This is a genomic window from Sphaerotilus mobilis (assembly GCF_004216565.1).
Classification (GTDB): domain Bacteria; phylum Pseudomonadota; class Gammaproteobacteria; order Burkholderiales; family Burkholderiaceae_C; genus Sphaerotilus; species Sphaerotilus mobilis.
The window spans coordinates 172,281-192,711 of sequence record NZ_SGWV01000011.1 but is presented as its reverse complement, the minus strand read 5'-3'; the positions used below and the strand labels follow the sequence as shown (position 1 = coordinate 192,711).

The 20,431-nt window shown below is 68.5% G+C and carries 18 protein-coding genes and 2 tRNA genes; 2 read left to right on the top strand and 18 right to left on the bottom strand.

Annotated features, from left to right (window positions below; all coding sequences use genetic code 11):
• Window positions 1-5: 5 nt before the first annotated feature.
• From EV685_RS16130 to uvrB, 12 genes are all read right to left on the bottom strand, one after another.
• Window positions 6-773, bottom strand: a complete 768-nt coding sequence (locus EV685_RS16130; protein ID WP_130483071.1) for a ParA family protein — start codon at window positions 771-773, stop codon at window positions 6-8.
• Window positions 774-1,080: 307 nt separating this feature from the next.
• Window positions 1,081-1,155 (bottom strand) — tRNA-Val (locus tag EV685_RS16125).
• A 125-nt stretch (window positions 1,156-1,280) separates the two neighbouring features.
• Window positions 1,281-2,042, bottom strand: a complete 762-nt coding sequence (gene dnaQ / locus EV685_RS16120) for a DNA polymerase III subunit epsilon (RefSeq protein WP_130483070.1) — start codon at window positions 2,040-2,042, stop codon at window positions 1,281-1,283.
• Window positions 2,043-2,065: 23 nt separating this feature from the next.
• A complete protein-coding gene (gene fdx / locus EV685_RS16115; RefSeq protein WP_130483069.1) occupies window positions 2,066-2,404 on the bottom strand; it encodes an ISC system 2Fe-2S type ferredoxin in 339 nt (112 codons plus the stop codon).
• 10 nt (window positions 2,405-2,414) lie between these two features.
• Entirely contained in the window at window positions 2,415-4,286 is a 1,872-nt protein-coding gene (hscA, locus tag EV685_RS16110; protein ID WP_130483068.1) for a Fe-S protein assembly chaperone HscA, read from the bottom strand.
• Window positions 4,287-4,352: 66 nt separating this feature from the next.
• Window positions 4,353-4,871 carry a Fe-S protein assembly co-chaperone HscB gene (hscB, locus tag EV685_RS16105; RefSeq protein WP_130483067.1) on the bottom strand — a complete coding sequence of 173 codons (519 nt, stop codon included), beginning with the start codon at window positions 4,869-4,871 and terminating at the stop codon, window positions 4,353-4,355.
• A gap of 73 nt (window positions 4,872-4,944) precedes the next feature.
• The gene (gene iscA / locus EV685_RS16100; protein ID WP_130483066.1) at window positions 4,945-5,268 is read right to left on the bottom strand and encodes an iron-sulfur cluster assembly protein IscA; all 324 of its coding nucleotides are present in this window, start codon (window positions 5,266-5,268) and stop codon (window positions 4,945-4,947) included.
• A 28-nt stretch (window positions 5,269-5,296) separates the two neighbouring features.
• A complete protein-coding gene (gene iscU, locus EV685_RS16095) occupies window positions 5,297-5,689 on the bottom strand; it encodes a Fe-S cluster assembly scaffold IscU (RefSeq protein ID WP_130483065.1) in 393 nt (130 codons plus the stop codon).
• A gap of 107 nt (window positions 5,690-5,796) precedes the next feature.
• The gene (locus EV685_RS16090) at window positions 5,797-7,017 is read right to left on the bottom strand and encodes an IscS subfamily cysteine desulfurase (protein WP_130483064.1); all 1,221 of its coding nucleotides are present in this window, start codon (window positions 7,015-7,017) and stop codon (window positions 5,797-5,799) included.
• 104 nt (window positions 7,018-7,121) lie between these two features.
• A complete protein-coding gene (locus EV685_RS16085; protein WP_130483063.1) occupies window positions 7,122-7,655 on the bottom strand; it encodes an Rrf2 family transcriptional regulator in 534 nt (177 codons plus the stop codon).
• A 184-nt stretch (window positions 7,656-7,839) separates the two neighbouring features.
• Window positions 7,840-8,316 carry a low molecular weight protein-tyrosine-phosphatase gene (locus tag EV685_RS16080; RefSeq protein ID WP_130483378.1) on the bottom strand — a complete coding sequence of 159 codons (477 nt, stop codon included), beginning with the start codon at window positions 8,314-8,316 and terminating at the stop codon, window positions 7,840-7,842.
• A gap of 77 nt (window positions 8,317-8,393) precedes the next feature.
• Window positions 8,394-10,583: an excinuclease ABC subunit UvrB gene (uvrB, locus tag EV685_RS16075; RefSeq protein ID WP_130483062.1), complete on the bottom strand. Its 2,190-nt coding sequence runs from the start codon at window positions 10,581-10,583 to the stop codon at window positions 8,394-8,396.
• Window positions 10,584-10,674: 91 nt separating this feature from the next.
• On the opposite strand from uvrB, the gene EV685_RS16070 reads away from it, so the two are divergent.
• On the top strand, window positions 10,675-11,871 hold the full coding sequence (locus EV685_RS16070) for an amino acid aminotransferase (protein ID WP_130483061.1): 1,197 nt from the start codon (window positions 10,675-10,677) through the stop codon (window positions 11,869-11,871).
• Window positions 11,872-12,020: 149 nt separating this feature from the next.
• On the opposite strand, the gene EV685_RS16065 is transcribed toward EV685_RS16070, so the two are convergent.
• The 5 genes from EV685_RS16065 to hemC all read right to left on the bottom strand — a co-directional run bounded on the left by EV685_RS16065 (window position 12,021) and on the right by hemC (window position 16,535).
• Window positions 12,021-12,097, bottom strand: a tRNA-Arg gene (locus EV685_RS16065).
• A 54-nt stretch (window positions 12,098-12,151) separates the two neighbouring features.
• Window positions 12,152-13,399, bottom strand: a complete 1,248-nt coding sequence (locus tag EV685_RS16060; RefSeq protein WP_130483060.1) for a heme biosynthesis HemY N-terminal domain-containing protein — start codon at window positions 13,397-13,399, stop codon at window positions 12,152-12,154.
• Window positions 13,400-13,411: 12 nt separating this feature from the next.
• A complete protein-coding gene (locus EV685_RS16055) occupies window positions 13,412-14,665 on the bottom strand; it encodes a uroporphyrinogen-III C-methyltransferase (protein WP_242615626.1) in 1,254 nt (417 codons plus the stop codon).
• A 68-nt stretch (window positions 14,666-14,733) separates the two neighbouring features.
• The gene (locus tag EV685_RS16050; RefSeq protein ID WP_130483058.1) at window positions 14,734-15,552 is read right to left on the bottom strand and encodes a uroporphyrinogen-III synthase; all 819 of its coding nucleotides are present in this window, start codon (window positions 15,550-15,552) and stop codon (window positions 14,734-14,736) included.
• Window positions 15,553-15,572: 20 nt separating this feature from the next.
• Window positions 15,573-16,535: a hydroxymethylbilane synthase gene (gene hemC, locus EV685_RS16045; protein ID WP_207224849.1), complete on the bottom strand. Its 963-nt coding sequence runs from the start codon at window positions 16,533-16,535 to the stop codon at window positions 15,573-15,575.
• 174 nt (window positions 16,536-16,709) lie between these two features.
• Between hemC and ppc the strand changes: the two genes are divergently transcribed.
• Window positions 16,710-19,598, top strand: coding sequence for a phosphoenolpyruvate carboxylase (gene ppc / locus EV685_RS16040; protein WP_130483057.1), 2,889 nt, complete (start codon window positions 16,710-16,712; stop codon window positions 19,596-19,598).
• 100 nt (window positions 19,599-19,698) lie between these two features.
• On the opposite strand, the gene EV685_RS16035 is transcribed toward ppc, so the two are convergent.
• Entirely contained in the window at window positions 19,699-20,424 is a 726-nt protein-coding gene (locus EV685_RS16035) for an ABC transporter ATP-binding protein (protein ID WP_130483056.1), read from the bottom strand.
• Window positions 20,425-20,431 lie beyond the last annotated feature (7 nt).

Below are 20,431 nucleotides of genomic sequence, written 5' to 3'. Positions count from 1 at the left end.
GGGCCTCAGCCCTTCAGGCCGTCGTGCAGCGCGACGTATTCCTGCGTCAGCTTGTGCCGCGCATCAAGGTGGATCATGGGCCGCGACAGCTCATGCGATTCCTTGATCTTGACCGAGGCCGACAGGTAGGGCTGCAGGACGGGCAAGCCTTCGTCGATCAGTTCCTGCACGACCTTCTGCGGCAGGCTGGCACGCGGCTGGAACTGGTTGACCACGATGCCTTCGACCTGCAGGCCAGGGTTGTGGTCGGCCTGGATTTCCTTGACGTTGTCGAGCAGCGCGTAGAGCGCGCGGCGCGAGAAGTCGTCGCAGTCGAACGGGATCAGGCAACGCTGCGCGGCGATCAAGGCACTGCGCGTGTAGAAGTTCAGCGCCGGCGGCGTGTCGATGTAGATGCGGTCGTAGTCTTCGGCCAAGGCATCCAGCGCGTCGCGCAGCTTGTAGATCTTGTAGCGCGACTCCAGCTTGCCGTGCAGTTCCTCCAGCGCGGGGCTGGACGGCATCAGGTGCAGGTTCTCGAACGGCGTCTCGTAGATGTAGCCGGCCGACTTCTTCGGGTCGAAGGCGAAGCTCAGGGTCTGGTTGAAGAACTCGGCCACCGAGGTCTCCAGCGCATCCGCCCCATCCCCCAGCAGGTAGCGCGTGGTGTTGCCCTGCGCGTCCAGGTCGAGCACGAGGGTGCGCAGGCCCTGGCTGGCGCTGATGGCGGCCAGGTTGCTGGTGATCGTGGACTTGCCCACGCCACCCTTCTGGTTGAACACGACACGGCGCATCGGAGGTCTTTCGGTCGGAAGGAGATCGGGTGAACGAGCCGGCAGCGACGAGGCAGGCGCCGGCAAGGCCGGTGGGGATTGTGCCTTGGATGGTGCAGTGCAACATCACCAGATGACCCGCCGGATGCGCCTGACACATCGGGCACCGGCGATTGGCGGACGCACCGACGGCAGGCTTGTGACACCGCTGGGCACGGTTGCGGTCACAGCGGGCGGCTTCTCGGCGCTGAAGGGCGCATCAAGGCCTGGGAAATGGACCGCCAGAAGAGAAAAAGCCCCGTAAATCAATGACTTACGGGGCTTATCCTGGTGGGCGGTGCAGGGTTCGAACCTGCGACCCCTGCCGTGTGAAGGCAGTGCTCTACCGCTGAGCTAACCGCCCGAAACTGGGGGCGCCGGGGTGGCCGGCTGGCCGTTTTCGGGTTTTCTTGGCATGGCTGCCGCGAAGACCGCAATTATGCCAATGAAGAGACTGGGTGCGCCAGCCCTCGGCGTGACTTTTTTGCCTCAGGCGGTGGCTTCGGTTGCCGGAGCCGTGGCTGGGTTGAGGTCGGGGTGGGTGCGCCAGACCGTCTTGCCGCCGCTGGCCTTGTCGAGTTCGGTGAGGACGCTGGCGTGAGCGCTGGCTTCGGACTCGCTGGCGCGGATGACGGGAAGCGCGAAGGTGGAGAGGTCGACCTGCATCAGCGCCTCGTCGACGCCGTGGCCGTCGGAGGCGCCGTCCTCGCCGCCAGCGTCGATGCCCAGCGCGTTCTGGCCACGGGTCAGGCGGATGTAGACCTCCGCCAGCAGTTCGGCATCCATCAGCGCGCCGTGCAGCGTGCGGTGGGTGTTGTCGACCTCCAGGCGCTTGCACAGCGCATCCAGCGAGTTGGCCTTGCCGGGGTACTGCTCGCGCGCCATCAACAAGGTGTCGACGACACCGCTGACGAGCGTGGACATCGGCGGCAGGCCGATGCGCTTCAGTTCGGCATTGAGGAAGCCGATGTCGAAGGCCGCGTTGTGGATGATGACCTCGGCCCCGCGCACGTAGTCGACGAAGGCTTGCGAGACGGCCCGGAAGACGGGCTTGTCGGCCAAGAAGGCGTCGGTCAAGCCGTGGATCTTGATGGCTTCCTCATTGCCCGGCCGTTCGGGGTTGAGGTATTCGTGGAAGTGGCGGCCGGTCAGGCGGCGGTTGACCATCTCGACGCAGCCGATCTCGACGATGCGGTCGCCGGTCTCGGGGTTCAGGCCGGTGGTTTCGGTGTCGAGGAAGATCTGGCGCATCGAGGCTCTCCGGCAGTCGTCGGTCAGTGATTCTCGCGGGCGTGGTTGATGGTGTAGCGCGGGATCTCCACGACCAGATCGGCGCGGGCGACGATGGCCTGGCAGCTCAGGCGCGAGTCGGCTTCGAGACCCCACGCGCGGTCGAGCAGGTCTTCCTCGGTCTCGTCCATCTCGTTGAGCGAGCCGAAGCCCTGGCGCACGATGACGTGGCAGGTGGTGCAGGCGGCACTCATGTCGCAGGCGTGTTCGATCTCGATGCCGTTTTCGAGCAAGGCCTCGCAGACCGAGGTACCGGGCGCGGCGTCGATGGTCTTGCCTGCGGGGCAGAGGGCGGCGTGGGGCAGGATCTTGATGGTGGGCATCGTGTGTGGCTCAGACGTCTTCGATGCGGCGGCCGGTCAGGGCTTGCCGGATGCCGCGGTTCATGCGGGCCGCGGCGAAGGCCTCGGTGCCTTCGGTGAGGGCGCGGGTGGCGGCCTCGATGGCGGCGCTGTCCTCGCCCCGGCTGGCGTGGCGAACACCGGCCACCAGCGCCTCGATGGCGACCCGTTCGGCGGCGCTCAGCAGGTCGGCGTCGGCGGCCAGGGCGCTGTCGGTGGCCAGCGCGAGGCGCTCGCCTTCGGCGCGGGCCTCGTGCAGCGCGCGGCGGGCGATGTCGGCCTCGGCCTCGGTGAAGCCTTCCTTGAGCATGTTGGCGACCTGGTCGTCGCTCAGGCCATAGCTGGGCTTGACGGTGATGGCGGCCTCGACGCCGGAGGTCAGCTCGCGGGCGCTGACCGAGAGCAGCCCGTCGGCGTCGACCTGGAAGGTGACGCGGATGCGCGCCGCTCCGGCGACCAGCGGCGGCAGGCCACGCAGCTCGAAGCGGGCCAGCGAGCGGCAGTCGGCGACCAGTTCGCGCTCGCCCTGCACCACGTGGATGGCCATGGCGGTCTGGCCGTCCTTGTAGGTGGTGAAGTCCTGCGCCTTGGCCACCGGCAGGGTCGAGTTGCGCTCGATGACACGTTCGACCAGTCCGCCCATGGTCTCGATGCCGAGCGAGAGCGGCGTGACGTCGAGCAGCAGCATGTCGCCGTCGCGGGCGTTGCCGGCCAGCGCATGGGCCTGCACGGCGGCACCGAGGGCCACGACCTCGTCGGGGTTGAGGTTGACCAGCGGCTCGCGCCCGCTGAATGCGGCCACCGCCGCACGCACGGCCGGCATGCGGGTCGAGCCGCCGACCATGACGGTGCCCTGCACCTCGTCGGCCTTGACCTTGGCGTCGCGCAGCACGCGCTTCATCAGCGTGATGGTGCGGGCGGTCAGTTCGGCGGTGGCGGCCTCGAAGTCGGCGCGGCTGACCGACAGGGCGACGTCACCCGAAGGCAGCGGCACGGTGACGTCGGCCACGTTGGCGCTGGACAGCAGTTCCTTGACGCGGCGGGCCTGGACCAGCACGGCCCGCTGCGGCTGGCCGGCGAGCGACTGGAGGCCGCCGGCATGGCCGGCGCGTTCGAGCAGCAGGTTGGCGAGGCGGGCGTCGTAGTCGTCACCACCCAGGGCCGAATCACCGCCCACGGCGACGACCTCGAAGACGCCCTTGGACAGGCGCAGCAGCGAGATGTCGAAGGTCCCGCCGCCCAGGTCGTAGACGGCGTAGAGGCCTTCGACGGCATTGTCCAGACCGTAGGCGATGGCAGCGGCGGTCGGCTCGTTGAGCAGGCGCAGCACCTGCAGGCCGGCCAGCTCGGCGGCGTCCTTGGTGGCCTGGCGCTGAGCGTCGTCGAAGTAGGCCGGCACGGTGATGACGGCGCCGTGCAACTCGTCGGTGTCGAAGCTGTCCTCGGCACGCTGGCGCAGCGTGGCGAGGATCTCGGCGGAGACCTCGACCGGCGATTTGATGCCCGCGCGGGTCTCGATGGCGACCATGCCGGGCTGGTCAATGAAGCGATAGGGCAGCTCGGCGGCTCCGGCCAGGTCGGCCAGGCTGCGGCCGATGAAGCGCTTGACCGACACCAGCGTGTTGAGCGGGTCCTCCGCCTGAGCGGCCAGCGCGGCCGCACCGATGGCGCGGCGGCCGCCGTCGAGGTAGCGCACGGCCGAAGGCAGGATGACGCGGCCGGCGCTGTCGGGCAGGCACTCGGGCACGCCGTGGCGGATGGCGGCGACCAGCGAATGGGTGGTGCCCAGGTCGATGCCGACCGCGATGCGGCGCTGGTGCGGGTCCGGGGTCTGGCCGGGTTCGGAAATCTGCAGGAGGGCCATGTCAGCTCGGATGTCGGGGGCGGTCGGCAGGAGGGACGGCGGATGTCGCCGGGTGTCGCGGGGGCGTCATGGTTCCAGCGCGTCGAGGCGCCGGTCGACGTCGGCGGCAAAGCGCGCGACGAACATCAGGGCGCGGACCCGCGCGGCGGCGCCAGGCCAGTCGGCGTGCAGGTCGATGCGCTCGGCCAGGTCGGCATGCAGGCGGGCGTCCTCGGCGGCGACCTCGTCGGCCAGGGTCTGGACATCGGCCAGCGTCACGGCCTCATCGAGGGCCTCGCGCCACGCCATCTGGCGCATCAGGAAGTCGGCCGGCATGGCCGTGTTGTTCTCGGCCTCGATCGGCGCGCCGTGCAGCTCGCACAGGTAGGCCGCGCGGCTCAGCGGCTGCTTCAGGCGCCGGTAGGCCTCGTTGACGCGCACGGCCCACTGCATCGCCACGCGCAGCGCGGCAGCACCCTGGGCGACAAAGCGGTCGGGATGCACCTCGCCCTGCAGCGCCTTCCAGCGCTGGTCGAGCGCGGCCACATCCAGCGCCTGGCGGCGGGGCAGGTCGAACAGCGTGAAGTCGTCGTCGTGGAGGTTCATGCGCAAGATGAACAAACGCGGCCGGAGCCGCGCTTGGTGGGCATCGCGGGCGCCGGTCGACGCCCGCCGAGGTTCAGACCCGGAAGGATTCGCCGCAGCCGCAGCGGTCCTTCTCGCGCGGGTTGTGGAACTTGAAGCCCTCGTTGAGGCCTTCTCGAACGAAGTCCAGCTCGGTGCCGTCGAGGTAGGGCAGGCTCTTGGGGTCGATCAGGACCTTGACGCCGCGATCCTCGAAGACATGGTCCTCGGGGGCGATGTCATCGGCGTATTCGAGCTTGTAGGCCAGGCCGGAACAGCCGGTGGTCTTGACGCCCAGGCGCACGCCCACGCCCTTGCCGCGACGGGCCAGGTATCGGGTGACGTGCCGCGCGGCGGCTTCGCTGAGGGTGACGGACATGGGGATGGGCTCGAGGGCGGCTTGCGGCTTACTGGGTCTGGCCGTGACGGGCCTTGTAGTCGTCGACGGCGGCCTTGATGGCGTCCTCGGCCAGGATCGAGCAATGGATCTTGACCGGTGGCAGCGCCAGCTCCTCGGCGATGTGGGTGTTCTTGATGGTCAGCGCCTCATCGAGCGTCTTGCCCTTGACCCATTCGGTCACGAGCGAGCTGGAGGCGATGGCCGAGCCGCAGCCGTAGGTCTTGAAGCGCGCGTCCTCGATCTTTCCGGTGGTCGGATCGACCTTGATCTGCAGCTTCATGACGTCGCCGCAGGCCGGCGCGCCGACCATGCCGGTGCCGACGTCATCGTCGCCCTTGTCAAAGGCGCCGACGTTGCGGGGGTTTTCGTAGTGGTCGATGACCTTGTCGCTGTATGCCATGGCTATCTCCTGTTTCGTTGCCTACACCGGGGGTCAGCGCCGAGCCGCACCCAGCGGCCCCGCACCCCTCGGGGGGTGGCTGCGGATCACCGCAGCCGGGGGCTCCATCAATGAGCCGCCCACTGGATGGTGCTGATGTCGATGCCGTCCTTGTACATGTCCCACAGCGGCGAAAGCTCGCGCAGCTTGGCAACCCGGTCCTTCAGGGTGCTGACGGCGTAGTCGATCTCCTCGCCCGTGGTGAAGCGGCCGATGGTCATGCGCAGGCTCGAATGCGCGAGTTCGTCGCTGCGGCCGAGGGCGCGCAGCACATAGCTGGGCTCCAGGCTGGCCGAGGTGCAGGCCGAGCCGGACGACACCGCGATGCCCTTGACGCCCATGATCAGCGACTCGCCTTCGACAAAATTGAAGGACGCGTTGATGTTGTGCGGCACGCGGCGTTCGAGGTCGCCGTTGAAGAAGACCTGCTCGATGTCCTTCAAGCCGTTGACCAGGCGATGCTGCAGGCTGCGGATGCGCTCGAGTTCGTCGGCCATCTCGACGCGGGCGATGCGGAAGGCCTCGCCCATGCCGACGCACTGGTGGGTCGGCAAGGTGCCTGAGCGCATGCCGCGCTCGTGGCCACCACCGTGCATCTGTGCTTCGAGGCGGATGCGCGGCTTGCGACGCACATAGAGCGCGCCGATGCCCTTGGGGCCATAGGTCTTGTGCGAGGCCAAGCTCAGCAGGTCGACCGGCAGCGTGGCCATGTCCAGCGGCATCTTGCCGGTGGCCTGGGCGGCGTCGACGTGGAAGACGATGCCACGTTCGCGGCACAGGTTGCCGATGGTGACGAGGTCCTGGATGACGCCGATCTCGTTGTTGACGGCCATGACCGACACCAGGATGGTGTCCGGGCGCATCGCGTCCTTGAGCCGATCGAGATCGAGCAGGCCGTTCTCCTGCACGTCGAGGTAGGTGGCGTCGAAGCCCTGGCGTTCGAGTTCGCGCACCGTGTCAAGCACGGCCTTGTGCTCCGTCTTGACGGTGATGATGTGCTTGCCGCGGGTCTTGTAGAACTGTGCCGCGCCCTTGATGGCGAGGTTGTTCGACTCGGTCGCGCCGGAGGTCCAGACGATCTCGCGCGGGTCAGCGCCGATCAGCTCAGCGACCTGGACGCGGGCCTTCTCGACGGCCTCTTCAGCTTCCCAGCCCCACGCATGGCTGCGCGACGCGGGGTTGCCGAAGTGCTCCCGCAGCCACGGAACCATCGCGTCGACCACGCGCGGGTCGCACGGCGTGGTGGCGCCGTAGTCCATGTAGATCGGGAAGTGAGGGGTCATGTCCATGATGCGGGCCGGAAGTCTGGCGAAGGTGCAAACGGGTTCGTCATGCGGCGAGCGGACGGGTCCGGCCTGTGGTGGCCGGCCCGGTCCGACGTCCGTCGAAGGGCTTACTTGGAGAGTGCGTTGCCGAGGGCGAAGACCGAATTCGGCGCGGTGATCTTGATCGGCTTGACCACCGGCACGCTCGAGATCGCGCGCTTGATCGGCGCTTCCTCGACCGAGATGCCCTTGGCAAGCTGATCCTCGACCAAGCTGCGCAGCGAGATCGAGTGCAGGTACTCGAGCATCTTCGCGTTCAGGCTGGTCCACAGGTCGTGCGTCATGCAGCGCCCGGTGTCGTCGCCCATGCAGTTCTCGCCGCCGCCGCAGCCGGTGGCGTCGATCGCCTCATCGACCGCGACGATGATGTCGGCGACGGTGATGTCCTCGGCCTTGCGGCCCAGCGAATAACCGCCGCCGGGACCGCGGGTGCTCTCGACCAGTTCGTGACGGCGCAGCTTGCCGAACAGCTGCTCAAGGTAAGACAACGAGATCTGCTGACGCGAACTGATGGCTGCCAGGGCCACCGGCCCGGTGTGCTCACGCAGCGCCAGATCAATCATGGCGGTTACTGCAAAACGGCCTTTGGTAGTCAATCGCATGGTGGTGTGCTCCTGGAACTCGCGACATCGGGAACGCCGGGTTGGCGCACCCGGGGCTGCAAGCTGGTTGACCCTCGCCCTCTATCCCGAGTGTTTTACTCGATTATAGAGGCGCCGACGGAAGTCCGCAGCTTGCGTACGGATACCGCCGGGTCACGTGCCAGCTGGCCGCCCAGCCCTGGGATCACCCTGGGGCACTTCCAGTTCCACCGTTCTGCATGCGCTGAACCAGGCCTGCGCAAGCGGCCTCGACCAGATCGAGGACCCACTCGAAGTTGGCCGCGCTGCCGTAATACGGGTCGGGCACGACGCGGGTGACGCCCGCAGGCGCGAAGCTCATGAGCAGGCGGATGCGGCCCGCACGCTCGGGCGGGCAGATGCTGCGCAGGTTGTCGAGGTTGTCCTCATCCATCGCCAGGATCAGGTCGAAGCGCTCGAAATCGGCCTCGCGGACCTTGCGCGATTGCAGGCTCGACACGTCATAGCCCCGTCGGGCGGCGTGGGCGATCGAGCGCGGGTCGGACGGCCGCCGATCGTTTGGGTGGGCATGTGTGCCGGCGGAGTCGACCACCAGCCGGCTCGACAGCCCGGCCATGTCGGCCTGGTGGCGCAAGACCGCCTCGGCGGTCGGCGACCGGCACACATTGCCCATGCAGACCATCAGCACGCGCAGCGGCAGGCCGGGTTCCACGGCAGGCAAGGTCGAGTCGTCGGCCAGCGGGTCGGGCATCGGGCGCTTCATGCCGCCCCCTTGCCAGACGCGGCGCTCGGCGGCACCACGGGGTGATCGGCCACGGCAGCGCCGAAGGCCTGTTCACGCAGGTGGGCGAGCTGGTCACGCAGGCGGGCGGCCTGCTCGAATTCAAGGTTGCGGGCGTGTTCGAGCATCTGTTTCTCGAGCTGCTTGATGCGCTTGCCCAGGTCCTTCTCGGACAGCGCCTCGACCTCGGCGGTCTGGCGCTCGACCTGGATGGCGTCACGGCCAGATTTTTCGCCATACACGCCGTCGATCAGCTCCTTGATCTGCTTGCGGATGCCGCGCGGCGTGATGCCGTGCTCGGCATTGAAGGCGATCTGGCGGGCCCGTCGACGCTCGGTCTCGCCGATGGCCTTGCGCATCGACTCGGTGACACGGTCCGCATAGAGGATGGCCCGGCCGTTGACGTTGCGCGCGGCCCGGCCAATGGTCTGGATCAGGCTGCGCTCGGCACGCAGGAAGCCTTCCTTGTCGGCATCGAGGATGGCCACCAGCGAGACCTCGGGGATGTCCAGCCCCTCTCGAAGCAGGTTGATGCCCACCAGCACATCGAAGGTGCCCAGGCGCAGGTCACGCAGGATCTCGACCCGCTCGACGGTGTCGATGTCCGAGTGCAGGTAACGCACCTTGACGCCGTTCTCGGACAGATAGTCGGTCAGCTGCTCGGCCATGCGCTTGGTCAGCGTGGTGATCAGCACCCGCTCGTGGACGGCCACACGCAGGTGGATCTCCTGCAGCACGTCGTCGACCTGGTGCGTGGCCGGGCGGACCTCAACGGTCGGGTCGACCAGGCCCGTCGGCCGCACCACCTGTTCGACCACCTGGCCGGCATGGCGGTTCTCGTAATCGGCCGGCGTGGCCGAGACGAACACGGCCTGGCGCATCTTGCGTTCGAACTCCTCGAAGCGCAGCGGCCGGTTGTCCATCGCGCTGGGCAGCCGGAAGCCGTATTCGACCAGCGTGGTCTTGCGGGCCCGGTCGCCGTTGTACATGCCGCCAAGCTGGCCGATCAGCACATGGCTCTCGTCGAGGAACATCAGCGCGTCAGGCGGCATGTAGTCGACCAGCGTCGGCGGCGGATCGCCCGGCTTGGCGCCCGACAGGTGTCGGCTGTAGTTCTCGATGCCCTTGCAGTGGCCGACCTCCTGGAGCATCTCCAGGTCGAAGCGGGTGCGCTGCTCGATGCGCTGGGCCTCGACCAGCTTGCCGGCGGCGACGAACTCGGCCAGGCGCTCGCGCAGCTCGATCTTGATGCCGTCGATCGCGGCCAGCACGCGCTCGCGGGGCGTCACGTAGTGGCTGGAGGGGTAGACGGTGAAGCGCGGCACCTTCTGGCGGATCTTGCCGGTCAGCGGGTCGAACAGCTGCAGGCCCTCGACCTCGTCGTCGAACATCTCGATGCGCACGGCCAGCTCGGAGTGTTCGGCCGGGAAGATGTCGATGGTGTCGCCGCGCACGCGGAAGGAGCCGCGCGAGAAGTCGGTGTCGTTGCGCGTGTACTGCATGCGGATCAGCTGCGCGATGGCGTCGCGCTGGCCAATGCGGTCGCCCACGCGCACGATGAAGCGCATCTGGGTGTAGTCCTCGGGCTTGCCGATGCCGTAGATGGCGCTGACGGTGGCGACGATGACCGTGTCGCGGCGCTCCAGCACGCTCTTGGTGGCCGACAGGCGCATCTGCTCGATGTGCTCGTTGATCGAGCTGTCCTTTTCGATGAACAGGTCGCGCTGAGGCACGTAGGCCTCGGGCTGGTAGTAGTCGTAGTAGCTGACGAAGTACTCGATCGCGTTGCGCGGGAAGAACTCGCGGAACTCGGCGTAGAGCTGCGCGGCCAGCGTCTTGTTGGGCGCGAACACGATGGCCGGACGACCCATGCGGGCGATGGTGTTGGCCATCGTGAAGGTCTTGCCCGAGCCGGTCACGCCCAGCAGTGTCTGGAAGGTCAGGCCGTCCTGGATGCCCTCGCACAGCGCGTCGATCGCGGCAGGCTGGTCGCCGGCCGGCGGATAGGGCTGGTAGAGCTCGAAGGGAGAGCCCTCGAAGGTCAGCCAGGTGCCCTGCCCCGGCGGCGCGTCGGTGGCATCGGTGGCCGTGGCGGCGGGCGCTCCGGCGCTGTTGGCAAGCTCGGCACGAACCGCTTCCGGCAGGCCTGTACGCTGGCGTTCACTCATGCTGACCCTGTCCTCACCGCTAAAATTTGTGCAACCGCTCAGGGTAACTCAGGGCGGTTTCCCACTCCATCACCAGCCGACAGGCCAGAACATGTCCCTCTTCACCTCCGTCGAGATGGCGCCGCGTGACCCGATCCTCGGGTTGAACGAGCAATTCGGTGCCGACACCAACCCCGCCAAGGTCAACCTGGGCGTGGGCGTCTACTTCGACGAGAACGGCAAGCTGCCGCTGCTCCAGTGCGTCATCGCGGCCGAGCGCCAGATGATGGAAGCGCCCAAGGCGCGCGGCTACCTGCCGATCGACGGCATCGCCGCCTACGACAAGGCCGTGCAGGGCCTCGTGTTTGGCGCCGACAGCGAGGTGGTCAAGGGCGGGCGCGTCGCCACGGTGCAGGCCATCGGCGGTACCGGCGGCCTGAAGATCGGCGCGGACTTCCTCAAGCGCGTCAACCCGGGCGCCACGGTGCTGATCTCCGACCCGAGCTGGGAGAACCACCGCGCGCTGTTCACCAACGCGGGCTTCAACGTCGGCACCTACCCGTACTACGACGCGGCGGCAAAGGGCGTGAACTTCGACGCCATGATCCGCGCCTTGCGCGCCGCCGCTCCTGGCACCGTGGTCGTGCTGCACGCTTGCTGCCACAACCCGACCGGCTACGACATCACCCCGGCGCAGTGGGACGAGGTCGTCGAGGCGGTCAAGGGGCAAGGCCTGGTCGCCTTCCTGGACATGGCCTACCAAGGCTTTGGCGACGGCATCACCGAGGACGGCGCCGCGGTCCAGAAGTTCCTGGCCGCCGGCATCGAGTTCTTCGTCTCGACCTCGTTCTCGAAGAGTTTCTCGCTCTATGGCGAGCGCGTCGGCGCCCTCAGCGTGGTCTGTGACAGCCAGCAAGACACGGCCCGTGTGCTGTCGCAGCTGAAGATCGTCATCCGCACCAACTACTCCAACCCGCCGACCCACGGCGCACAGGTCGTCGCCACCGTGCTGACGACGCCGGAACTGCGCCAGATGTGGGAGAGCGAACTGGCCGGCATGCGCAGTCGCATCCGCCTGATGCGCAGCGCGCTGGTGGAGCGCCTGAAGGCTGCGGGCGTGTCGCGCGACTTCGGCTTCATCGCCCAGCAGAAGGGCATGTTCAGCTACTCGGGCCTGAACAAGGACCAGATGGTCCGCCTGCGCGACGAGTTCGGCGTCTACGGCGTCGATTCCGGCCGCATCTGCGTGGCGGCGCTGAACGACAAGAACCTCGGCTACGTGGTCGACTCGATCGCCAAGGTGCTGTGATCGGCTGAACGGCCCTGCCCTCCCTCTCCCCAGAAAGCCCGGCACCGCCGGGCTTCTTTTTGTCCGCCGCGTCACACCGCATCCGGACACCCCAGAGTGGGCCGCCCAAACGGAAACGGGGCCTACCTTTCGGTAGGCCCCGTCACGGGTGGTGCGGCTGGCAGGATTCGAACCCACGACCCCTTGGTTCGTAGCCAAGTACTCTATCCAACTGAGCTACAGCCGCACTGCAATCAAGACCGCTACTATAACAACTCGAATTCCCAGGCGTCAAGCTTCCTCAGGAAATTTGTGCGGCTTCACGGTAGCAGCGCTGGGCTTGTGCCTCGTCGCCCTCGCGGTCGGCAATGCGACCCAGCCAGCGCCAAGCATCCTGGCGCTGGGCCGGTTCGGCACTGGCACTTTGTGCCACTGATTCGAGCAGCCGGCGCGCGCGGCCCCAGAGCTGGCGTTCGGCCATGGCGCGGCCGACGGCATGGGCCAGCGGCATGTCGCCCGGCTGGGCTGCGACCGAGTCTTCCAGCAAAGGCAGCCAGTCGACGGGCAAGCCGGGCAGCACGTCGATGAAAGCTTTCAGCACGGAAGAGCGTTCGCGCTCGCCCAGCTTGGACAGCTCGGCTAGATGTGGACGCAGCCAGCCGCGACCGTCGGCGATGCAGTCGAGTTCGACCGAGCGGCTGGCAGCGCGCGCGGTGACGACCGGATCACGCCGATCGGCCGCTTCGAGCTGCAGCCAGATCCGGCGCAGCTGATCGGCATCACGGGCGGTATCGAGCACCTCGATGGCCAGCGAACGCAGGATGCCGTGCGCCGCCACCGGCGCGATGCCCTGGTGCTTGGCCAGCAGACGCGCGGTGCGCAGCGCTTCCAGCGGTTGACGAGCCAAACGCGCCGCCTGCAGGCGCAGCCGCAGCGCCTGGGTGCGGCGGGCCACACCGGCGGGCAGCTGCGCGAGCTGTTCCAGTGCACGATCAGCCTCGCGGTCGTCAATGGCCCATTCGGCAGCCAGCAGGCGAGCGCCTTCAGCCACCGGCAGGTGCGCCGACTTCGGGCCCAGCGCCGTCAAGGCCCGAGCCAGCTGATCGTCCCGCCGGCCGCGGTCCTGAAGCCGATGCAGGCTGCTGGCCGCCAGCAGGTGGGCCAGCGTCGCGAACTCGCCGTCGGCCGTCAGCTCGGGCGTCAGGGCCTGGATCTCCAGCGCCCGTTGTGCCGCCTTGTGGGCCCGGCTGTAACGGCCGGCATACAGCAGGCCGATGGCCTCGCGCAGGGCGCCCTGCGCGGTGCGCTCGCGGCGCTGCAGGCGCCACGCGCGGGCCCGCTCGGGCAGGCCGATCAGGCGGTTCAGCGTGCCGACCGCGACATAGGACAAGGCCCCGGTGACGACGATGGCGAGCAGAAACAGGTTGAGCGACAGGTCGACCCGCCACGGCGACCAGTAAATCGAGACGACACCGTCGTTGTTGCCCAGCGTGCCGGCGGCCAGCGCGGCAACGACGAAGAGGATGACCAGCCAGATGACCCAGCGCATGCCAGCCGTCCGTCAGCGACCGGCCACGGCGGCAGCCGTGGCGGCAAGGGTCTCGTCCGGACGCGGCACGCCGATCAGGCGGCTTTGCTGGCCGACCTGCCGGAGCAGGTCCAGGGCCAGCTGCGTCTTGCGCGACTGCAGGTCGAAGTAGCGTCGGATCGCTTGCTCGGAGCCTTGCAGGTCCGAACCGGCCGATTCGAGCTGACGCGACAGCACCGACAGCCGCGCATTGAGCAGCCGCAGCTTGAGGTTCTCGCGCAGCAGCACGCCCTGTTCCGGCGACAACAGCATGGCCTCGGGCTGATCGATCCGGGTGACGCGCACCAGGCTGCGCAGTTCCTCGGCCACCAGACCGACCGATGAGGCCCACGCCAGTTTCAGGCGCGGCAGCACGGTGGCGCCCACACCTTCAGCCACGCCGGACGCGGCACTCGCAGGCGTCGGGGCGGCCGATGCACCCGCTGCGGCGCCAGAGGCGACACGCGCCGCGGTCGCGGCCTTGTCCGCCGCACCGGCCGGACGGGCCGCTTCGGCGGTCAGCGGCATCTCGTCGGCCAGACGGACGGTCTCGTCGAGCTTGATCAGCAGCGCCCCGATGTCGGGCACGCTGACGGCCCGAACGCGATCGAGGTCACGCGCGATGGCCCGGCGCAGTCGCTCCAGGCGCGGCTGGTTGATGCGCGCCAGCCGTTCATCGGCCGAGCGCAGGGCCAGCACCAGCGGCTCGGCACTGCCGGTCAGGGTGCTTTGCTGCAGGGCAACGCGGATGGCGGCATCGATGTCGGCGATGGCGTTCTCGTCGCGCGAGCGGGACAGCGACTGCAGCAGGTCATCCAGCTGGCCGCGTTGCATCGCGACCTCGGCGAGCTTGGCGTCGAGCAGCGCGGTCTTGGCGGCGGTATCGCGCGAGACATCGCGCGCCTCGGTGGCCAGCACGCGGGCTTCGGCCGCTTGGTCGGCGCTCGTTTGCTGGCGGCGCACCAGCTCACGCTCCAGGTCAGCCAGCTGGCCTCGGGTGTTCCAGGCCAGGGTGCCGGCGACCAGCGCCAGCGCCACGCCGACCAGCCCCAGCGTCACGCCGATGCGCGAGCCGGCCAGCGGCGACGGCCGGTCAGCGACGGCCTCTTGGGGCGCGTCGAGCAGGCCGATCTCCGGCAAGGGTTCGGGGGGCGTCGGTGACGCGGCGACCTCGGGAGGCAGGGCCGCATCAGCGGGAGGGGTGGCAGCCGGATCGGCGCCGCGCTCGGGGGGTAATGCTGAAGACACGATGAGGCGTTGCGCACCGGGAAGAAGGGTCGAAACCATTGTATCGACCGGACCTCCGGCGACGGGGTTCAAGCAGGGGACGACGCGCGCGGGCCTTCCACCCACGCGCGCAGGCAGGCCAGCATCTGCGACGCGTCAGGCGTCACGTCGAGCACCCGGGTCCAGCCACAGGCCCGGGCGGTCTCGGCGATGCGGGGGTGCGTGGCCAGCGCAGGCGCTTGGAGCAAGCCGGGATGCGGCATCGGCTGCGCGGCGATCCAGGCCGCGAGGTGGCGAACGGCCTCCGAGCTGCTGAACTGCCAGGCGTGTTGTGCCGGTGCCGCCTCGATGCGCGACAGCAGCGAGAGGCTGGTAGCGTCCCAGGCCGGACCGACGCGACGGTAGGCCGCCAGCAGGTCGACCTGGGCGCCGGCCTCCCGCAGCGTCGACGCCAGCCAGTCGCGCCCGTCTTCGCCACGCACGATCAGGACCTTCTGGCCGCGCCAGTCGCGGTCGGCCAGCCGCTGCTGCCAGAGCGTCTCGGCATCGAACTGGTCCGCGTCGGGCGACGGGCTCAGGATCTGCGCCGCGTCCAGGCCCTGCTCCCGCAACGCGGCGACGGTGCCAGGGCCGGTGGCCGCTGCCCAGGTGGTCATCGGCCAACGCTGGCCGGACGGCGCCTGGGCGAAGAACTGCAACGCGGCGTTCGGGCTCACGAACATGACCAACCGGTGCTCGGCCAAGGACAACCAGGCCTGCGACACGGCGGGCACAAACGCCGCTTGTGGCTCGATCACCAGCAGCGGCAAGGCGACGGCCGGACAGCCCAGCGCCACCAAGCGTTCAACCCATGCATCCGCCTGCGGCTGCGGACGGGTGACCACCAGGGTCGGCCAGGTGAAGGACATGGGCGCCGCGCCCGGTCCGGTCAGACCTCGGCCAGCGCCGCCAACAGCGCTTCGCCGCCGTTGTCGCGCAACTGGGCGACAACCTGCAGGCCCAGCGCCTCGGCGGCGGTGGTCGCGTCGAGCGTGCGCGGCAAGTCAGCTTGCGCCCGCGCGCAGACCAGAGGCTGGTCGGCGTCCAGGGGATGGCCCAGGCGCGCCTCGATCACCAGGTGGTCGCCTTGCCACTGGGCGTAGGCAGCCAACGGCATGCTGCAGCTGCCGCCCAGGGCGCGCGAGACCGCGCGTTCGGCATGCACCGCCAGCCACGTCGCCACGTCGATGTGGTCGGCCAGCAAGGCGCGCAGCGCGGTGGCGTCCTCGCGGACCTCGATGCCCAGCGCGCCTTGTCCGGCTGCCGGCAGCATCACCGTCGGGTCGATGACGGCCCGGATGCGCTCGGCCAGGCCCAGCCGCTTGAGGCCCGCCGCCGCCAGCACGATGCCGTCGTACTGGCCTTCGTCGAGCTTGCGCAGGCGGGTGTCGAGGTTGCCGCGCAGCGGCTGGATGTCGAGGTCGGGTCGCAGCGCCTTCAGCTGCACCACCCGGCGCAGGCTGGACGTCCCCACCCGCGCGCCCTGCGGCAGTGCATGGATGTCGGCGTGGTGCGGCGACACCCAGGCGTCGCGCGGGTCCTCGCGTTCGAGCACGGCGGCCAGCACGAAGCCTTCGGGCAGGACCATCGGGACGTCCTTGAGCGAGTGCACCGCGAGATGGGCACGGCCCTCTTCGAGCGCGACTTCCAGCTCCTTGACGAACAGCCCCTTGCCGCCGACCTTGGACAGCGCGCGGTCAAGGATCTGGTCGCCTCGGGTCGTCATGCCGAGCAGTTCGACGGCCAGGCCATGTCGATGGCTCAGCAGGTCTCGGACATGTTCGGCCTGCCAGAGGGCGAGCCGGCTTTCGCGCGTGGCGATGATGCAGGGGGTGGTCAGCGTGGCGGTCATGCGCGGATTGTCGACCAAGCGAGGGGCTCATTTCTTGTCGCTCGTCCGTCGTTCCGGCGCCGCACCGCAACAGGGCGCAAACGATTTGGCCCCGTTCTTGCGTCCGGCCGCATGAAGGCCGGTGATACCATCGTCTTGTAACTTTGTTACCACTTTTTGAACACCGAGGTTTCAATGCCGCGCGACGCCGCAAACTCCCGCCCCGCCCGAGCCGCCCGTACGTCGAAGAAGGCCGCCACGGCCAGCGCCGGCACCCGTTCGACGCGACCGAAGGTCGTCGACGCCGCCGATGCCGCCGAGAAGAACCGGCCGCTGGTCGAGGACATCCGCCTGCTGGGCCGCATCCTCGGCGACACGATCCGCGAGCAGGAAGGTCAGGATGCCTTCGACCTGATCGAGCGTGTGCGCCAGCTTTCGGTGGCCTTCCGCTTGAAACAGGACGCGACCGCCGGCAAGGCACTGGACCGGCTGCTGAAGAACCTGACGGTGGATCAGACCGTCAGCGTGATCCGCGCCTTCAGCTACTTCTCGCACCTGGCCAACATCGCCGAGGACCGCCACCACGTGCGTCGCCGCGAGGTCCATGAACGCGCCGGCCACCTTCAGGAAGGTTCGCTGGCGATGACCTTCGACCGCCTGGCCGATGCCGACATCCGCGCCGACCAGATCGCCCGCACGCTGCAGCAGGCCTACATCTCGCCGGTGTTGACCGCTCACCCGACCGAGGTCCAGCGCAAGAGCATCCTGGACGCCGAGCGCGCCGTGGCCGAGCTGATCGGCGCCCGTGACGACCTGCACACCGACCACCAGCGCGCCGAGAACGAGGCGCTGCTGCGCGCCCGCGTCACCCAGCTCTGGCAAACGCGCATGCTGCGCTACACCAAGCTGACCGTGGCCGACGAGATCGAGAACGCGCTCAGCTACTACCACAGCACCTTCCTGCGCCAGATCCCGCGCATGTACCGCGCGGTCGAGCAGGCCCTGCCGGGCCACGACATCGCCAGCTTCTTCCGCATGGGCAACTGGATCGGCGGTGACCGCGACGGCAACCCCTTCGTGACCGCCGAGACCCTGCGCCGCGCCCTGTCGCGCCAGAGCGAGACGGTGCTGCGCCACTACCTGACCGAGGTGCACGCGCTCGGCGGCGAGCTGTCGATGTCCAACCTGCTCGCGCCGGTGACGGAAGGCATGCAGGCACTCGCCGCACGTTCGCCCGACCAGAGCGCGCATCGCGAAGACGAGCCCTATCGCCGCGCCCTGATCGGCATGTACGCCCGCCTGGCCGCGACGCTGCACGAGTTCACCGGCACCGAGGCGCTGCGCCACGCCGTGCCGCCGCAGAACGCCTACACCGACGCCAGCCAGTTCATGGCCGATCTGCAGGTGATCGAGGCCTCACTGCGCCACCACCACGCCCAGGCGCTGATCGCCCCGCGTCTGGCCCCGCTGATGCGAGCGGTGCAGGTCTTCGGCTTCCACCTCGCCACGGTCGACCTGCGCCAGAGTTCGGACAAGCACGAGGCGGTGGTCGCCGAGCTGCTTCAAGTCGCCCGCGTCGAGGCCGACTACAGCGCGCTGGACGAAGCCGCCCGGCGCGAGCTGCTGGTCGGTCTGCTCAACGAGACCCGGCCGCTGCGTGTCACCGGCCACGGCTATTCGGAGCATGCGAGCAGCGAGCTGGCGATCTTCGAGACCGCCCGCGAGATGCTCGGCCGCTACGGCCGCAACGCGATCCGCCACTACATCATTTCGCACACCGAGGACGTCAGCGACCTGCTCGAAGTCCTGCTGCTGCAGAAGGAAACCGGTCTGCTGCGTGGCACGCTGGACGAGGACGCCACCAACGCGCTGATCGTCGTGCCGCTGTTCGAGACCATTGGCGACCTGCGCAATGCCGCGCCGATCATGCGGGCCTTCTACGCGCTGCCCGGCATCACCGGCATGGTCGTGCGCTCCGGCCTGGAAGGCCCGGGCGAGCAGGACATCATGCTGGGCTACAGCGACAGCAACAAGGACGGTGGCTTCTTCACCAGCAACTGGGAGCTCTACGACGCCGAGCTGGCGCTGGTCGACCTGTTCGAGCAGCTCGGCCGCGAGCACGGCATCAAGCTGCGGCTGTTCCACGGCCGCGGCGGCACCGTCGGTCGTGGCGGCGGCCCGAGCTACCAGGCGATCCTGGCGCAGCCCCCCGGCACCGTGAACGGCCAGATCCGCCTGACCGAACAGGGCGAGGTGATCGCCTCGAAGTACGCGCACCCGGAGATCGGCCTGCGCAACCTCGAGACCCTGGTCGCCGCGACGCTGGAGGCAACGCTGCTGCACCCGACGCAGAGCGCGCCACGCAGCTTCCTCGATGCAGCTGCAGAACTGTCCAACGCCAGCATGGCGGCCTATCGCAAGCTGGTCTACGAGACCGACGGCTTCACCGACTACTTCTTCAGCGCCACGCCGATCCGCGAGATCGCCGAGCTGAACATCGGCTCACGCCCGGCGTCGCGCAAGGCCACCCGTGCGATCGAGGACCTGCGCGCCATCCCCTGGGGCTTCAGCTGGGGCCAGTGCCGCGTTGCGCTGCCGGGCTGGTGCGGCTTCGGCTCGGCCGTCGAGACCTTCCTGAACGCCCAGGGCGAGGACAAGCGCAAGACCCGCCTGCTGCTGCTGCAGCGCATGTTCAAGCAGTGGCCCTTCTTCCGCACGCTGATGTCCAACCTGGACATGGTGCTGGCCAAGACCGACTTGGCCATTGCCGCGCGCTACGTCGACCTGGTCGAGGACAAGAAGCTGGGCAAGCGCATCTTCGCGGCCATCGAGGCCGAGTGGACCCGCACGCAGCAGGCGCTCACCGCCATCACCGGCGAACAGCAGCGCCTGGCCAGCAACCCGACGCTGGCGCGTTCGATCGAGCACCGCTTCCCCTACCTCGATCCGCTCAACCACCTGCAGGTCGAGTTGATGCGACGCTACCGCAACCGCAAGGACGGCGATGCCGCCAACGCGCGTCTGCAGCGTGGCATCCACATCTCGATCAACGGTGTCGCTGCCGGCTTGCGCAACACCGGCTGATGGTGTTCGACGCCGCATGAAAAACGCCGGCTCGCAAGCCGGCGTTCTTTCTTGTGGACCGGCCCGGAAGGCCGATCAACACGGTCGCATCAGGCGTTCGTCACTCGCCCAGATAGGCGGCGCGGACCTTGGGATCGTCCAGCAGATCGCGTCCGTTGCCGCTCATCGTGACCTCGCCCGACTCCATCACGTAGCCGCGGTCAGCGATGGCCAGCGCGCGGCTGGCGTTCTGTTCGACCAGCAGCATCGTGACGCCCTGCTTGTGGATGTCGCCAACGACCTCGAAGATCTTGTCGACCATGATCGGCGACAGACCCATCGACGGTTCGTCGAGCAACAGCACCTTGGGACGCGCCATCAGCGCGCGGCCCATCGCGAGCATCTGCTGCTCACCGCCTGACATCGTGCCGGCGAGTTGGTCGCGGCGTTCCTTCAGGCGCGGGAAGATGCCGAAGACCTTCTCGATGTCGGCGTCGATCTCCTTGTCGTTGCGCGTGTAGGCGCCCATCTGGAGGTTCTCGGTGATGGTCATGCGCGTGAAGGTGCCGCGCCCTTCCGGGATCATCACCAGGCCCTGCTTGGCCAGGTCCCAGGCGCCCTGGCCACGGATGCTGCGGCCCAGGTAGTGCACCTCGCCGTCGGCGATCGGCTGGATGCCGGTGACCGCCTTGAGCGTGGTCGTCTTGCCCGCGCCGTTGGCACCGATCAGGCTGACCAGCTCGCCCTCGCGGACCTCGATGGTCGCGCCCTTGACGGCCTGGATGCCGCCGTAGGCGACCTTGAGGCCGCGCACTTCGAGCAGCACCTGCTTGTTGTCTTGCGTCATGTGGCTG

Bases quoted from the DNA above. Each gene is read 5' to 3' on its own strand.
- fdx (WP_130483069.1), bottom strand. From the start codon at position 2,404: ATGCCCACCATCAAGATCCTGCCCCACGCCGCCCTCTGCCCCGCAGGC.
- iscU (WP_130483065.1), bottom strand. From the start codon at position 5,689: ATGGCATACAGCGACAAGGTCATCGACCACTACGAAAACCCCCGCAAC.
- ppc (WP_130483057.1), top strand. From the start codon at position 16,710: ATGCCGCGCGACGCCGCAAACTCCCGCCCCGCCCGAGCCGCCCGTACG.
- EV685_RS16085 (WP_130483063.1), bottom strand. From the start codon at position 7,655: ATGCGATTGACTACCAAAGGCCGTTTTGCAGTAACCGCCATGATTGAT.
- uvrB (WP_130483062.1), bottom strand. From the start codon at position 10,583: ATGAGTGAACGCCAGCGTACAGGCCTGCCGGAAGCGGTTCGTGCCGAG.
- hscB (WP_130483067.1), bottom strand. From the start codon at position 4,871: ATGAACCTCCACGACGACGACTTCACGCTGTTCGACCTGCCCCGCCGC.
- EV685_RS16050 (WP_130483058.1), bottom strand. From the start codon at position 15,552: ATGTCCTTCACCTGGCCGACCCTGGTGGTCACCCGTCCGCAGCCGCAG.
- EV685_RS16060 (WP_130483060.1), bottom strand. From the start codon at position 13,399: ATGCGCTGGGTCATCTGGCTGGTCATCCTCTTCGTCGTTGCCGCGCTG.
- dnaQ (WP_130483070.1), bottom strand. From the start codon at position 2,042: ATGCGCCAGATCTTCCTCGACACCGAAACCACCGGCCTGAACCCCGAG.
- EV685_RS16080 (WP_130483378.1), bottom strand. From the start codon at position 8,316: ATGGTCTGCATGGGCAATGTGTGCCGGTCGCCGACCGCCGAGGCGGTC.
- hscA (WP_130483068.1), bottom strand. From the start codon at position 4,286: ATGGCCCTCCTGCAGATTTCCGAACCCGGCCAGACCCCGGACCCGCAC.
- hemC (WP_207224849.1), bottom strand. From the start codon at position 16,535: ATGACCGCCACGCTGACCACCCCCTGCATCATCGCCACGCGCGAAAGC.
- EV685_RS16070 (WP_130483061.1), top strand. From the start codon at position 10,675: ATGTCCCTCTTCACCTCCGTCGAGATGGCGCCGCGTGACCCGATCCTC.
- EV685_RS16090 (WP_130483064.1), bottom strand. From the start codon at position 7,017: ATGGACATGACCCCTCACTTCCCGATCTACATGGACTACGGCGCCACC.
- iscA (WP_130483066.1), bottom strand. From the start codon at position 5,268: ATGTCCGTCACCCTCAGCGAAGCCGCCGCGCGGCACGTCACCCGATAC.
- EV685_RS16035 (WP_130483056.1), bottom strand. From the start codon at position 20,424: ATGACGCAAGACAACAAGCAGGTGCTGCTCGAAGTGCGCGGCCTCAAG.
- EV685_RS16130 (WP_130483071.1), bottom strand. From the start codon at position 773: ATGCGCCGTGTCGTGTTCAACCAGAAGGGTGGCGTGGGCAAGTCCACG.